General features: G+C 39.0%; 14 protein-coding genes. 9 read left to right on the top strand and 5 right to left on the bottom strand.

What is annotated here, in order from left to right; translation table 11 throughout:
- Positions 1–5: 5 nt before the first annotated feature.
- Together FKG96_RS20390 and FKG96_RS20385 are read right to left on the bottom strand one after the other, a co-directional pair.
- A complete protein-coding gene (locus tag FKG96_RS20390) occupies positions 6–1,448 on the bottom strand; it encodes a WG repeat-containing protein (RefSeq protein WP_157622289.1) in 1,443 nt (480 codons plus the stop codon).
- A gap of 131 nt (positions 1,449–1,579) precedes the next feature.
- A complete protein-coding gene (locus FKG96_RS20385; protein WP_165447087.1) occupies positions 1,580–2,569 on the bottom strand; it encodes a helix-turn-helix transcriptional regulator in 990 nt (329 codons plus the stop codon).
- A 72-nt stretch (positions 2,570–2,641) separates the two neighbouring features.
- On the opposite strand from FKG96_RS20385, the gene FKG96_RS20380 reads away from it, so the two are divergent.
- Both FKG96_RS20380 and FKG96_RS20375 read left to right on the top strand, forming a co-directional pair.
- Complete coding sequence (locus FKG96_RS20380) at positions 2,642–3,280, top strand: CatA-like O-acetyltransferase (RefSeq protein ID WP_130858408.1); 639 nt, start codon at positions 2,642–2,644, stop codon at positions 3,278–3,280.
- 141 nt (positions 3,281–3,421) lie between these two features.
- On the top strand, positions 3,422–4,393 hold the full coding sequence (locus FKG96_RS20375) for a DUF1080 domain-containing protein (RefSeq protein ID WP_013667714.1): 972 nt from the start codon (positions 3,422–3,424) through the stop codon (positions 4,391–4,393).
- Positions 4,394–4,473: 80 nt separating this feature from the next.
- Here FKG96_RS20375 and FKG96_RS20370 read toward each other — a convergent pair whose 3' ends face one another.
- Together FKG96_RS20370 and FKG96_RS20365 are read right to left on the bottom strand one after the other, a co-directional pair.
- Positions 4,474–5,487, bottom strand: a complete 1,014-nt coding sequence (locus tag FKG96_RS20370; protein ID WP_165447086.1) for a fatty acid desaturase — start codon at positions 5,485–5,487, stop codon at positions 4,474–4,476.
- A gap of 191 nt (positions 5,488–5,678) precedes the next feature.
- On the bottom strand, positions 5,679–6,419 hold the full coding sequence (locus FKG96_RS20365) for an acyl-CoA desaturase (protein WP_149105968.1): 741 nt from the start codon (positions 6,417–6,419) through the stop codon (positions 5,679–5,681).
- A 485-nt stretch (positions 6,420–6,904) separates the two neighbouring features.
- On the opposite strand from FKG96_RS20365, the gene FKG96_RS20355 reads away from it, so the two are divergent.
- From FKG96_RS20355 to FKG96_RS20325, 7 genes are all read left to right on the top strand, one after another.
- On the top strand, positions 6,905–7,291 hold the full coding sequence (locus FKG96_RS20355) for a hypothetical protein (protein ID WP_013667711.1): 387 nt from the start codon (positions 6,905–6,907) through the stop codon (positions 7,289–7,291).
- 12 nt (positions 7,292–7,303) lie between these two features.
- The gene (locus tag FKG96_RS27110) at positions 7,304–7,438 is read left to right on the top strand and encodes a hypothetical protein (protein ID WP_013667710.1); all 135 of its coding nucleotides are present in this window, start codon (positions 7,304–7,306) and stop codon (positions 7,436–7,438) included.
- Positions 7,439–7,694: 256 nt separating this feature from the next.
- Positions 7,695–8,552, top strand: a complete 858-nt coding sequence (locus FKG96_RS20345) for an RNA polymerase sigma factor RpoD/SigA (RefSeq protein ID WP_130858406.1) — start codon at positions 7,695–7,697, stop codon at positions 8,550–8,552.
- Positions 8,553–8,704: 152 nt separating this feature from the next.
- Positions 8,705–9,145, top strand: coding sequence for a cold-shock protein (locus FKG96_RS20340; protein WP_013667707.1), 441 nt, complete (start codon positions 8,705–8,707; stop codon positions 9,143–9,145).
- Between the two features lie 961 nt (positions 9,146–10,106).
- Positions 10,107–10,370 carry a hypothetical protein gene (locus tag FKG96_RS20335; protein WP_013667706.1) on the top strand — a complete coding sequence of 88 codons (264 nt, stop codon included), beginning with the start codon at positions 10,107–10,109 and terminating at the stop codon, positions 10,368–10,370.
- A 324-nt stretch (positions 10,371–10,694) separates the two neighbouring features.
- On the top strand, positions 10,695–11,822 hold the full coding sequence (locus FKG96_RS20330; protein ID WP_149105967.1) for a sensor histidine kinase: 1,128 nt from the start codon (positions 10,695–10,697) through the stop codon (positions 11,820–11,822).
- A gap of 3 nt (positions 11,823–11,825) precedes the next feature.
- Positions 11,826–12,524, top strand: a complete 699-nt coding sequence (locus FKG96_RS20325) for a LytTR family DNA-binding domain-containing protein (protein ID WP_149105966.1) — start codon at positions 11,826–11,828, stop codon at positions 12,522–12,524.
- Here FKG96_RS20325 and FKG96_RS20320 read toward each other — a convergent pair.
- A complete protein-coding gene (locus FKG96_RS20320) occupies positions 12,521–15,577 on the bottom strand; it encodes a lantibiotic dehydratase (RefSeq protein ID WP_149105965.1) in 3,057 nt (1,018 codons plus the stop codon). The genes FKG96_RS20325 and FKG96_RS20320 overlap by 4 nt on opposite strands.
- Between the last annotated feature and the right edge of the window lie 3 nt (positions 15,578–15,580).

The raw sequence follows: 15,580 nt of genomic DNA, 5'->3' as shown, positions 1-15,580 counted from the left end.
CTGATTTATTTCCTGATTTTATCCCGATATTCCTGTAAGCTCTCAAAATCGACGTAGAAACGTATATATTGTCCGTTCTCCTGTAAGGTAACCATCCCATCGCTATTGATGTCAAAATAGGTCGGGGTAATTAAAACCTCACCTGTTTTTGGACGATAAATACCGTAGGCCTTTTCACGTTCAGGCCTAAAAGACCATAACCCCTTTTCGGCATCCAAGCAGCGGATGCTATAATTATCGGGATTCCAAATCCAACGATTTTCCTGTTTATTCCAAAGGCCTTGTCTCTGGTGATCGCCTCGCTTAAGAGTTATGATCAACCAATGCATATTTTCGGATACATCTTCGTAAGCAATGGCACGAAAATCTTTCAAAGCATTTGGATTGATTACAGTGGATAATTCGGGCCATACGATATCGCCGGTAGGATAACGTAATGTAAAATTATGTTCGCCGGAAGGTTGGGACACCCACCTTCCATCCGATTGAAGAACTTTGTGTTTAATCTGGCCGGTTATTTGGTCGAACGAGCGTACTAAGAAGCAATTTGTTCCGGCAATGGGCGCTAATAACATCGCTTGCTGTAATACCGAATCAGCTAAAATATGATCATCAATTAGAGTTTCGACAGATTGGGGAAATGCTATCTTCATTTCAGGGAAGAGGTACTGCTTGCCTTCTGTATCTTCAAACACTTGCGCGATATTTTGGTAAAGGTAGTCGTCTTTATGCAGTTTAATGGCATGGCTTTCGCCTTTAACAGTATAAATTAAACTGTCTTTTTTTCTAAATATCCGTCCATCTGTTTTTCGGTTATTTCGATCGGTGATATAATAGTTGTTACCGTTAACTTGAAACAATTGGTCATATCCAATAACATTTTCAATATGGTTGCTTATGACCTTTGCTTTGCCATCATTTAGTTGATATAATTTTCTTTTGTGTAAAAAATATCCGTCGCCCAAATTATTAACCTCCATGTGGTAACGATAGCTTTCAGAAGTCTGTACTTCATTATCATAAATAACTTGCTTGTTTTCAATAATAGTGATTTTTAGTTTAGACATGTTAACCTTGGTGTCAAATAAACGGTTATCATTTTTTGAAGATCCCATAAGCGAAAGACCGGGAAGAAAGCGCCAATTCCAGAAACGCCATCGCGTAGTATAAGTCTCTTCCGTCCACATTAACGTGTAGTTGTCCAGTTCTTGAAGATAAATATGTTTATACTTTATAGGCACAACGATATTCCCAAGAGTGTTGATGACACCATATTGCAGTGTCGTATCTTGTACGACGGCAAAACCGGTATGAGTAAACTTATTCGCAGTAATATAACATGGGGAAACCACCAAGCGCATCGCCGTGTCAGCGTAACCATAAAGTCCATTGCTGCCAAGATAAGGATATAGCTGAAGGGAATTGGTTTCTACAGTGGTTGCGATCACCTTCGTTTTGCTTTGACAGGCGTGCATGGAGCAACAGAAAACAACTGAAATAAAAAAAGTGTAGCTAAAGCTCCAGGTAGCCATTGTTGATGTATGATTTCTACATCAAAATTAGTACAGGAAACTCATTTCTATAATCCCTGAAAACAACCATTTCCAAGGGGCTTACTTTTATTCGGCGCGTACCCATAATAGTTTTTAAAGGCACGTATAAAGGAGGCATCAGATTGATAGCCAACCAAGGCCGCAATTGCACCCAAAGGAAGAGCTCTTGCTTGGAGGAGTTTATAACTATATTGCATACGCAAATGGTTGATGTAGCCAAACACTGAATAGTTAAATAAGATTTTGAAGCCTTTCTTTAGTTTGAATTCATTGATACCGGCCTGTCTGGCCAGCCCGGAAAGGTTATGCTGCTTCAGGAAATTATCGTCTAAGTATATTTTTAAATCGTGAAGTAAGTCGACGTCGCGTTGACTGAAAGGAAAAGTGTTTCTTTTCTGACTAAGCGATGATTCATTTAGGATAAGTAATATCAATTCTTCAATTTTATGGGGGACATAGGTAGAAATTAAAGAATCGGCCACCGGAGGATGAATGATTGCGTAAAGGGTTTGTTTTAGTAAGGAGCCAAAATGCTTTGGTTTGTCAAATAAAGTAAAGGGTTGGTCTTTTGCTAGCTTTTTAGCTATTTTCTGCCATTCGGCTCCGCACTGTTCCAATAGTGATGTAAGGTATTGTTGATTAATCCCTAGGCATATATAACTATAGTCTTTCTGTTTTGGAAACGAGAAATTACTGATAGGATCAATACAATTCATTACATTAAATTCACCCTGCTTCATGGGTAGCGCATCCCCGAAACAAGAGATACGCGCGTTCGAATGCCCTTCAAGTTGGAAGTGGAAGCTGGTATGATTGAAGTCTCGAAAGTTAACGACACGTACTTCCTCCTGAAAGGACGACTCGAATTGAAGTATGTTAAAATTGCTGTTGTTGGACGTACGCGTTATAGCATTAAATTGACCGACATGCTTTAACGCTTTATACTGGCCTTTTTCCGAATCAGCAAATTGCCGGTCCACTAATTGGGTGAATTCATGGCTATATAAGGTATACATAAAAATCCGTTTGCGCTGTTTAAAATCCTTTTTTGCACCAAGGCTCCACGAGCAAAAATAGATATTTGTCGCATGAAAAAAGAAGTTTCTTATAACCAAGTCAATACGCTGAACTGGAAACGGCAAGCTCATTACGACTTTTTTAGATCCTTTGAAAAACCGTTCTGGGGTGTCACCACGCAGTTAAATTGTACGAAAGCTTTTGCATATTGTAAGACTTATAATGTCTCGTTTTTTTGCTATTATTTATACTTATCGCTGCGGGCGGTTAACGAAGTGCAGGCTTTTCGTTATCGCATACATGACAACAACGTCCTGGAGTATCACGAAATTGGCGGGTCCATTACCGTCATCAGGCCTGACGAAACTTTCGGCTTTGCCTATTTTGATTTTTACGATGAATTTGAGCGCTTTCAAGTAGAACTAAAAAAACAAATTAATTTAGAAAAGCAGTCGCGTGGATTACAAACGGATGCAAATTGCCGGGATGTTATACACTATTCGGTGCTGCCCTACATTTCCTTTACACAAATGGAACATGCTTTATATGGGGGGCAAGATAATGGCATACCAAAAATCACCTTTGGGAAATACCTATTTCAAAATGATCAGATCTTGCTTCCCATGTCTATACATGTACATCATGCGCTGTGTGATGGGGTTGATGTTGGCAAGTTCGTTACCACATTTCAGGGATATCTGGAAATGTAGCTTAAGCATTTTCCTAAACCGAAAACACCCATTTGAAAAATGGAAGCTATGGTTAAGAAAAGTCTATTCAGTCTAAAAATTTCGTGTATGGGTAAAAAACGATATCTTTATTGACCATAATAACTATTGAATACCATATTTATGAAGAAGAAACTATTTTTAGGCTTAGCATGTGGTTTATTGTTTGCTGCAATCGAGCCTTTTTGCGCACAGGCACAGGTAGCGCCTATCCACAGCAATGCGGTGCAAGGAGGGGAGCTCATCGGTCGTTGGGATATCACCGTCGAAGAGAATGGCAAACCGGCACCATCTTGGTTGGAAGTGGAGTTGTCGGGCTTTAAAACACTGGTGGGACGTTTTGTTAGTACAGGAGGTAGTGCACGGCCTGTTGCTAAAGTTAATTTTGAGAATGGAAAATTCAGTTTTGCTATTCCTCCACAATGGGAGCGCGAAGACCGTGACTTGGTCTTAGAAGGAACTGTATCGGGCGATCGCATTCAGGGGACAATCACTACAAGCGCCGGTGTAAAGCAGTCTTTTACTGGAGTAAGAGCCCCCTATCTAACAAGAACAGCTGAACCCGTTTGGGGAAAACCAATCGAGCTGTTCAATGGAAAAGATTTAACAGGGTGGACGGCACTTGGGAACAAAAATCAATGGGTAGTGAAAGATGGAATTCTGACGAGTCCGGAATCGGGTGCAAACCTGGTGTCGGAGAAAAAGTTTAACGACTTTAAGCTACACGTGGAATTTAGGTATAAAGAGGGGAGCAATAGTGGTGTTTATTTGAGAGGCCGATACGAAGTACAAATCATTGACAATCCAAAAACAGATCATCCCAATAGTCATTTGTTCGGTGGAGTTTACGGCTTTTTAGTGCCAAGTGAGATGGCGGTAAAAGGTCCGGGCGAATGGCAGAGTTACGATATTACACTGGTGGGGCGGATGGTTACCATAGTAGCCAATGGTAAAACGATTATTGCGAATCAAGAAATACCAGGTATTACCGGTGGTGCGCTCGACAGTAATGAAGGTGAGCCTGGTCCGATCTATTTTCAAGGAGACCATGGTCCGATTGAATTCAGAAAGGTTGTTATTACACCCGCAAAGTAGCTTTATACAAATAAAGATAGCCAGCCTCTTAACTAGATCGCTGGCTATTTTTTGCCTCTCCAACAGGAGTAGTCGTTATTTTATGCCCCGTTATATCGCTTCATAAAAGAAGCTTTCGAATCATGGTAAGTGATTACGCCACCGATAAAGTGCAAGAACTTTATATAATACCAAGCCAAGTCTACCTGATGTTTTAAAAAGCCTGAACGCGCACTGCTCGGGTATAAATGATGATTATTATGCCATTCCCCTGCAACAAAACCTGGCCATAATTGATTAATTGACATATCTTTTTCGTTTAAATCATAGCCTTTTTTACGCTTATCTTTTCCTTTTCCATGTCCTTCATAATTAAACGTTCGCACGCCTATTGCCCAGAAAGCTGCGGCACCAAAGAGTGCGCAAGCCAGCGCATGACCGCCAATTAAATAAAATATACCGTACCATACCAACCAATTTACTAAGCAAGCAGAGATAGCACGCATTGGATGTACAACTGATCCCCATTTCTGATACTTTCTATAGCAATTAGCTTTTACACCGGTGTGTGCCATTAGTTGCACAGTTTGCTTATATTCCTCTGCACTGAGGTCTTTAGCAATAGGTTGATGATTTACATCTGCTAAAAAGCAATATAAGAAACCGCCATTGGCATTATAAGGATCGCCCGGCTTGTCTGATTTCGCGTGATGCACGTGGTGCGAGATGGCATAAATTTCTTCGGGAATCATGCTGATCGTTAGGTTTTGTGTTAGCACCCGCCAAAATCGATTCTTAAAACGGTAGGCTTTGTGCGTGCAATACCGATGGTGCCAGATCGTTCCGTGCGTTCCCATAATGATCATGCTGTAAATAAACGCGGCAACTAATAAAGCGACGCTGAAATAGTTGAATATAAAAAGAAATAGCAGCGGAATCAGTAAAAGTACGCGAGCCCAGCTAAATAGAGGTAACCAATTTTTTTTGGATTGAAATATATTAATACGTTTTAAAAACTCGCGGAGTAATTGCTTGGTTGTAGGTTTACTGAAGGCCCCATCCCGATCCGTCCATCCATACGATGGCGGATCTAACACTTTATCTAATAACATCATATTTTTAATTGGTGTAAGGTACGTCTTTTAGTCGGTAGATTTTCAGCATAGCCCAAATCTTAACATAACTTAACATTTGCTTCTGTTCGGTACAATGATTTCGTTCCGGAAGCTGCATCGACACTTCGCGGCGCCTAGCACTAAACCGCCAAAAAAGCAATAAACCAGATCGTTATTCGGCTTTTAATGAGTTAAATTACTGGAGTAAGTTTGGGAAAGCGAATAATCCGAAGCCACTTCAACAAAACAATGATGGGATAAACAGGATCTATTTCATGCCAGCGATTTCCGAAATTTACAGATGAAGGATGCTTATGATGATTATTATGGTACGATTCACCGAGCATCAATACATCAATAACCAATAAATTTTTAGCGGTGTTTCGTAACCTGAAATTTATATAGCCATATTTATGCGCAAACCAATTAACGATCGCGCCATGAAACGCACCCATCGTGATTACAATAGGCAACAGCAAAAACCACCAATAGGTGTTGGCAAAAAATAGAAAAAAAGCGAAATAGGCAGCTACCCACAGAAGTCGCGATACTCCCGAATGTGCCCAGCGATCAAATCCTTTCCACTCAGGCAAGTTTTTAAGAAACCGTGTTTCTATCGGTTCTTTATTGTTAACAATATTCCCGTAAATATTTCGTGTACGCCACATCATACTGAAGATATTAGATGAGAACCGAGGAGAATGAGGATCTTTCTCGGTATCAGTATAAGCGTGATGCATGCGATGCATAATGGCGTAGGCTCGGGCGCTCATGTAAGAAGAACCCTGGGTGAGATAGGCGAGGATGAAAAAAAAACGCTCCCAAAACTTACTCATCGTAAAGGAGCCATGTGCTGCATATCGATGTTGAAAGAAGGTTTGTGAAAAAAGGGACAGATACCATAGTCCGATAAAAAAAATGAAAATAACCATAAAACTAATTGTGTAAATAAATCAAGAATGCAGAAAAAATTTGAAGCCCACTTTGGCAGTGTAGAAAGAAGGAAAGTGGTAACCTGTAGAATGCTAACTGTACTCTAAAATGTAAAGATAACTTTTTTGGTTGGTAATAACAAAAAAAAAGCAATGATTTAAAGAGGGAGACTTAAAAAAATAAAGTGGTACAATTCATTGGTTGTCAATTATTTTATTACCTTTATTGCATATCTCCAAAAGAAAAGGGTAAAATTGGTTGATATAGGGCTACTAGGTAGCTCGAGGCTACAGATCATGAACCCTTGGAACAATACTTCTTTTTTTATCAAATTATTTAGCAATCGATATCGACTGAGCGGTAATTTTTAATAGAATAAGATCATTATGGTAATGAAGCAATGCATCTCATCATTCATTTTTTGAATGGATGCTCTGGCAAGTTCCTTCCTAAAAGAATATACTTTACTTAAAAACAATTTACGATGAAGAGCTATTATCGGTACTACCGGGTCTCAATAAATAATACCGAAATTACTGAGATGTCTTCGAATGATTTCACTCGGATTAATATGAAGCCTTTCAAGACAATTTGGAAAGACAACCATCCCGTGAAAGTGTATTATTCGTTAACCAATCAAGCATATTCGCTTACCGGAATGCGTTCTATTCAGCAGGATTTCGTTGATAAGATTACGGCGATGGAACATGCAAAAAGTGGCGCACTACATTACATATCATCTCTTATTGCACAGGCTGATGCGGTGATAGCAGTATTAAAGCAATACCGTATCGACCATTATGATGATCTAAACAAAAATTTACTTGAGGATAATATCCGTCGGTTAGAACGATTAATGGGAAATAATTAATAAATATAAACCATGAGCAGAGACAAAAAAACACCCAAAAGCACCGAGAAGAAGGGTTCTTCTGATTATCAAAACAGTAAAAAGACCTCTTCAAAAACAGAAATAATAACAACCGGAAAATCTAACTTAACAAAAGGAAAGAAGTAATAAGCTTAACAAAAACCATTATGCAGGAGGGAATAGTAAGAATTTTTAATGGATCTCGCGGTTTTGGCTTTACAATACCACAACGGGGAAAAATTCATGAAAACGATCAAGTTACCTACAAGGTAGTACAAAGGTCTAAAGGCCTAAGCGCCATCGAACTTAAGATAGCCTAAGCTATCTGCATGTGTAAGAGCATTCTTTTTAGTCGAAGAATGCTTTTCGCTTTTAGGCATAACGTATCCGTAAAAAAAAATCAATGAGACAATTAAAAATATCCGATTCAATTACCAACCGTAATAACCGTTCCCTCAGTCTGTATTTAAATGAGGTTAGCAAGTTTGAATTAATCAGTGCCGACGAAGAAGTGTCTTTAGCTGAAAAAATAAGAGAGGGAGATCAACTTGCGCTCGAACGTTTAACCAAGGCCAACTTGCGCTTTGTGATTTCTGTAGCAAAGCAGTATCAACATCAGGGATTGGTATTGGAAGATCTAATCAATGAGGGGAATGCCGGCTTAGTAAAGGCTGCTAGACGCTTTGATGAAACGAAGGGTTTTAAATTTATCTCTTATGCAGTATGGTGGATTCGACAGAGTATCATGTCCGCTATTTCCATTCAGTCTAGAGCGGTCCGACTTCCGGGAAATCAGATTAGCAACTTGATCAAACTGCGGCGTTCCCAGGCTGAGATGGAACAACGCCTAGAACGCGAGCCGAGCGTGGAAGAATTAGCCGTCGAGCTGGGAACTACTACCGATCGTATTATTGCCTCTTTTGCAAATGCTGAAAGGCAGCTGTCGATAGATGCTCCATCAGTATTCTCGGAAGAAGAGCGATTGTTGGATAGTTTAGCTAGTTCAGATCCTGCCACTGATCAGCAACTGATTCAAGACTCGCTCTTTCTGCGGATTGATTTGGTGCTGAAGAAACTTTCATCACGTGAACGGCAAATTCTTACCATGTTTTATGGATTAAGCAATAGTGAGCCGCAAACGCTGGACGAAATCGCCTATCAGTTAAAACTTACACCGGAGCGTATCCGGCAGTTGAAAACAAAGGCGCTTCTACATATTAAAAATTCGTCTTCGGGACGCGATTTGTTGCAACATCTTTAGCTTATACGCTCTCCTTCATAGGAGATGTACAAATATTTTCGTATATTTGACGAAAACCTCACTTACTCTGTTTCCGGTCTCCTTTTTCCGCAGGTCTCCTTTTTCATTGTAAACACGGTCAATTTCATTTATTAATTCATAAATAATAACGTATGGGTAGAAGTCAAGAAACATTCAGAAAGAAAGAAAATATTAAAAAGCGCGAACAAAAGAAAAAGGATAAAGAGCTAAGAAAGGAAAATAGGAGTAGTCAATCTGACAAGGGAAAATCGTTGGAAGATATGTTGGCGTATGTGGATGAGAATGGAAACTTGACTACTGAAAAACCTGCAGAATTTAGAAAACAAAAGATTAACGTCGAAGAGATCCAGATTAGCACACCCAAAATGGTGGAGGAAGACGATGTGCATAAAGGAAAGGTGAAGTATTATAATGAACAGCGTGGTTGGGGCTTTATTAACAACGAATTCGGAGAACGTGTGTTTTTCCTCATTGCCGAGGCACCTGCGTCTATCAAAGTTGATGATGTTGTGAATTTCAGAACCCGAAAGGGACCTAAAGGCTTACAAGCCTACGAAATTCAGGTGGTATAAACTATAATCTTATGAACTAGCTTGCAATGGGCCGAATACCTAATAAAACGAAAGAAAAATTTCTATACCTCAAAACAAAAGCTAACGTTGAGGGTTAATAGACAACAGTTATATCGCATTAAACACCAATGCTCAGCCTTGCCGTCGCGATGACCGCAAGGTTTTCTTTTGAATGGTTTACAAGCAACCTGTTTGTCAGTGGTTTATTAAACGGATCCGCTATAACCGTAAAAGAGTAATCGAATTTTTGCGCGTATGATAGTTGATGTTGCAGAAGTGGGCGTTTACTGCCAGCTTTGTTAAAATATGTTAATCATTTTACAACATTGTCTCTTTAATGCGATATTTGTGTCATCATAATTTAGGTTTATAATTGGTTATTAAAGGCCTTCAATCTCCCCGGTTGAAGGTTTTTCTTTTTTCGATACATGGTTTTTCGGATCAAGCAAAAAGGTTGCGGAAGAGAAAAGCCGATCTTGAGATTTAGGGAATACGGTTTATGGATAAGCTACAGCTATATAAACCTGCGTATGGGCGTATGCTTCTGAGTAATTGACACAAACTAAGTTTAATAAAAGCGAAAAGCCCGGCTTTTGGGATCGCCGGACTTTTCTAATCAACCTAAACCTGTCCTTCTACTATCAAATCTTATGCCGAAAGCTGAATACACATTATATAGGACTTTAGCAGACAAGCTGTCAGGGTGAATGACATTTTATTCGCTTCATTGAGAGACGCTTTCCATGTGGGGTTGTTATGTAGCTGACACAGATTTTCGTGTAAGGTAGGGCTGTTTATGTGTAAATTTCTTTCCCTGAAATTAGTGGTTCCTTATTTTTGCTATAAATAAAACAGAAACAAAGTCGTATCATCAACAGAGGCCATCTCCGATTGAAAAGTGATCGTCATAACTGCATTACAAAGTTTATGGTTAGATGCCATCTGCTTTCTAAATCAAAACATGAGAAATAGAATATCCTATATATTGATCTGTCTAATCATTGTTTTACTGTTGGGACCTAACTTTTCCCTTTGGTTGCAGCATGGAGGTTTGCAGTTTGGACAGCCCTTCTCTTACCTCGAAGTGCAGCGTTTTGTATCTTCTCATGGTACAGATACATCTGTAGGTTTAATCCCTACCAATCTGTTTATTGATATGATGCTAGGGCTCGTCTGCTTTTTGCTATACGTACTCTGGATGTTTTTACGTAAAAAAAATGTCTAAACGATTTAATAATCATACTTGTCTTATGGTGGACAGCATCCTCCATGTATGTTATATCGATCTGATAGATGGAACGATAAGTTAAGGGATCGATTTTACATCATAATAAAAGCCGCTTTCTCAAGCGGCCTTTATTAAACTGTGCTGTAAAGTATGCCCTCTTGTCGAGAGTTTCGCTAAAATAACCAAACCGTATTAGAATGGTCTAAAAATAGTTGTTCAAGAATGGGAAACTATTTGCTAAACTATTTTATTTTTAAGCATTCCGATATAACGCATTTTGGAAATAAAGCCTATTTTTATGGCACTTAACCTGTCAATAAGATGAATGTTAGTGAGCTACGTATTCCAACGTCAAGTGACTCAGTATTTTCGCGGCTGGGTTTACGTTTAGCTTATCATAGTCTCTTTTGGCTATTAATCGCTGTAGTTTATTATTTTAACTACTATAGATTGATCGGTAACGCCGAGCACGTATGGATATTTGTAATAAAAGAGTTATTAGTGGTGATGATTGCTTTTTATTCACTATCTTCTCGAAAAGTTGTGTCTGTTTTCTCCAATCCACGTGGTATCCCTTTTGTGCTGTTATGGATAGCAGTCTTGTATGTAATTTGGGCCTTAACAACTTACGCTGCATGTTTTATCTTTCAGGCTACATTCAAAAACTATGGACCGAGATTCGGTAAGTATCTTGAGCTTGTACTGACAGATGGACCTTTAAGTATAGTGAAGAATGTTTACATTTTTGTGCTTGATTTTATCTTTCTTATTTCACTCCCCGTTGGGCCGAAATTCGTGAAAATCATGTTAGAACAAGTACTTACTAAAACAAGGCTAGAGCGCGACAACCTCGAGCTTGAGCTTAATTTTCTCAAGTCGCAGATAAACCCACACTTTTTATTTAATACCCTAAACAATATCTATCAACTACTCGATACGGATTATGATAAAGGCCGAGATATGGTTCTGCGTCTTTCGACGTTAATGCGCTATACGCTATACGAATCCCAAAATCATTTTATTCCCTTACGAAAGGAACTCGAATTCCTTAAAGATTTTATAGCGCTTATGCATATTAGATACGGTGAACGCGTGCAGATCGAAGCGTATATTACGGATATAAAAGAGCCTTATAAAATCAGTCCATTGATGCTTATACCATTTGTGGAAAATGCTTTCAAGCACGGACCGGATAAAAGCCCTAACAATAATTTCGTTTACATTAACATTGACGTAAACGACGATTGGATATTTTTGCAGGTAGAGAACGAAGTAGAATCTACCCAACACATCGCTAAACCAAATGATAGTCAATCCGTAGGAGGGGTGGGTATGTCCAATATTCTCCGAAGATTGGACTTACATTATAAGGACAAGTATTATTTGTCCTATGGGGTACAAAAAAACGTATATTCAGTACATTTGAAAATTAATCTGAAATCTAATTGAAATATGCTACGATGTATAATAATTGAAGATGAACCGTTGGCGAGAAAAGGCATAAGTGAACATATCACTCAGATCCCCTTTGTAAGTTTGGAAGCTAGTTTCGAAACGGCGATGGATGCAATCGTTTTTTTAAGCAAAAACAACATCGATGTGGTCATTTCAGACATTAATATGCCTGGTATTAATGGGGTTGATTTCCTGAAATCGCTATCTAAAAGACCGCTTTTCATATTTATTACAGGACGAGCAGACTATGCATTGGAAAGCTTTGAATTGGAAGTATTCGATTATATACTGAAGCCTTATTCATTTGAAAGGTTATTCAAGGCCTTATCGCGAGCACAGAGCCATCTTATTCGAAATGATGTAGTAGAAAAAGTGCAGACTGGTACGTTTGCTATTAAAGACAATTATAGGAACTATCTGGTTCCCTATCACGAAATACAATACGTAGAGGGCGACCGGGAATATATCAGAATATCCACAACTGAACGGGAGTTCCTGATCATTTACTCATTAAAAAAAATCACCAACGACCTACCACAGGATGTGTTTCTGAGGACCCATAAGTCCTATATTATCAATAAAAACTTTGTGCGAGCAGTCGATCCGGACAAGATCATTATGAGAGGGAGTATAAAAGATATCCCAATAGGTGTTACCTATCGGGATGAGGTTTATAAAAAATTAGTGAATCACTAACTTGGACATAGTTCTCCTGTCGTAATTGCAAAGGTGGTAGCGCTTTCATTCTTCGATCGAGCTATCCTTGATCGGTAATTTTTAGCCAAAAAGCTATATAGGACCATTTCGTTGGCTCGCTGATCCGAAAAGAAAAGTCGGTTAAAAAACATATGGCAGATGCTTCCAATTAGCTTATTTACCTCAATCTTATTTGGCTTCCATTTTTGTAATATATGGGTAATACCTTGGAATCGCTTTTCAAGAAGATCTTTCGCGAAAATCCGGGAAGGCTCTTGATGCCAAAGCAGAGCATCAATGGAAGCGGCATGATTTCGGTAATTTAGATTCATCTTTTTTTGCTTTACCTTATCAATTTTAAATTCTCTGGCCAGCGCTAAACTCCATTCTTCAGTTAATTCGAAACGTTCTGATAGATTTATTCCGAAAGCGTTAAATAGTTGATCAACGGCCTTTAATCCAAAAAGCCATCGCACATTTACGTCGTCCTTGGGCAGCGTTGCCAAAAAATCCAAAACAACCGCTGAATCAATTGAGAATATCGATTCGCAATGCTCGATATTATCAACGCCATAACGTTCAAGTTCTCTCACATATGTATCGTATTGAACTGTCCAAATTTTGTTTTGAGAGGCCAAATGTTCCATGGTGAAGCGTAAAATTTCTCGTAGTTTATTATAAGCCTTTTTACTGTTATTGGGTGCGTGTAGGCGCAAACGGATATGGAATTCGGGGTCATGATAGCGCGTAAAGAAACACTTATCGATGAGTTGCCATTCTTTAAGCTGTCTAACTAAGTTCATGATATCTTCAGCCAATATTTCATCCGCAGTTTTCTGTGGACAATAAAGCTTTATATAAATCCATTCGCTTCCAGGCAAGAAACTCCGTTTCACTTCCTTGTTCTTCAACGGGGTCATTTCGATGAACGCGCACTTTTTTACAATCGATTTGAAAGGAATGATAATTTCGTTGACAAAAGCATTACCGTTTGTATCCTTAATAATAGTGCTATGGTGCACTAAAGACTCATATAATATTACATCCCCCAAAGCCAGTTTGTCTTTCAATAACTGCATTCCCCAACTGGTTCTGATGTCAATGTATAATTCATTGTCGCCTTCAGCGATCAATATTTCGTTCGGTAATCGTAGATCCTTTTGCAGCTGCCTAAACCAATTTATATCGAACTGGCGCCTTTGCTTTATATACCAGCGCGCGCGAGATAAGATAAGATGTTTATAGCTGATTCTAGGTAAGAACGGAGCCCTTTTATATATGTCCCAGTTCCAATAGATGGAAAAAGGGGTGTCTTGATATTGCAAATCGCATAAAAATCGATAAACGGAGATTCCTTGTCTAAAATTGTGAGCGCAACTCAACCTTGGAATAACCCTTTTGTCTAGTTTTTTGGAGAACAAAATAACCTGGTTGTTTCTCACAGTTACTGTAAGGTCCGAAAGAGGGATTTGTTTTTTATTTTTTGTACAAGTAAGTCCCAATACGGGTATTTCATAACTGTACAGCTTCGGCCGCCGCAAGATGTTACCTATTTTATTCTCCGGTATATGTTTGATATCTGCCAGAATCACATTATCAAAGCATTGTTCTTCATAAATAGCGCAGCTTCGAAGGTTATTCTTCAGCGCCTCGTCCATATAAGCAAAGCGCGACATCAAATTTACTGCTGACGATCCACTACATGCGGCTAGGTGAAATTGAAAATTGCCGTTATCCAAATCCTCTACTTTTTTTGTCAAAAGATTGCCAATGGCGTAGCAGGTCGGCGCAACAGCACTGTTCTCCTGTCTCTTTTCCAAAAGAGGATAAATTGTTTCCAGATCTATATGCCGTGAACCGGAAAACAACGCATTAGTCATCACTTGTTCTTCAAGCTTCGATGTGAGCTGTTTCTTACCTTCGCTTATATCCAGGTTGTTAATTAAAGGATGTTCGCTTTTATATTGATTATCGAGGTTTCCATAGCCGATACCCAAATCCCCATCAAGTACTTCCAGCAGTGGTACCTCCATCATCTCGTATCGCCTTTTAAATTTTTGAATAAAAACCTGCAGTTCTTGTGGTATTGATGATGTAAACAACGGATGTAGCTCACACAATTCTCTAGCTATTAGCTGTATTACAGATTGTTTCAGGTTGACCTCCTTTGCGATGAATTTTTTATCAACCTGTGGTAGCACAACGTTGAATGGGAATTCATCTAAGGTAGCTATTCTGTTGGGGCAAGATGACAAAGTTAATAGGTCTCGCATCTCTACAACTGCGGCATCCGTTCCCTTTAACTTATGAGTAAGCTTGTGAATATCTTGGTCTTCCAAAATCGTGGGCTCTAATTCCGATATTAGAAATTGATTATCTAAGAGCTTAGATAGATAGGCTGTTATCTCGTTTCTCTCAATATCAAAGTCCATAAGAAAGGTTATGAGTTCACTGAAAGTTCTCCCTTCCCTGGCATAATCATAAAGCAATTTCAATAAAGGGTTTATCTTAAGTTTAACCTGAAAAAAAGTCCTTTTGTCTTTTACGGTTTCAAAACGTATATACCTGAAATAACCGCCTACTGCGTAAATACTATTATTCGTGTAGAATACAATGTCGTTTAGCCAATCCTGACTTTGTTGTAGCTGATGAAGTTGACGCATCAAGTGATCTAGACTCACACGAGCATAGATAGTTGCGTGCCCTGTAAGCGTTAATGTACTCGTATTATCATTGATATGCCCCATGCAGACACCGGCAAAACTACCAAAGGGAGTAGCGCGAGAAGCCATGCGAGAGACATATTTATACAGAGTAACCAGTAGCTTTAGATCTGGCATATATCCATTCTCTAACCAGCTAAGATAGGTATGATAGAGATCTTTGCTGGCAAATGAAATAGCTTCCAATACTTCCGGATTACGACTGAGCAAATCATGTAGGTTTTCGGCTAGGCTGGCCGTATTATCGGCATTGATCCTTTGAATTTCCTGCAATGGTAAACTTGGCAATCTTAATAAAAAGAAACCTAAATGTTCAATATTACTTAACATCGC

This window comes from Olivibacter sp. LS-1 (assembly GCF_008245145.1).
GTDB lineage: Bacteria > Bacteroidota > Bacteroidia > Sphingobacteriales > Sphingobacteriaceae > Olivibacter > Olivibacter oleidegradans.
Note: the sequence above shows the minus strand (reverse complement) of the source record. Positions and strands in the feature narration are given on the sequence as shown.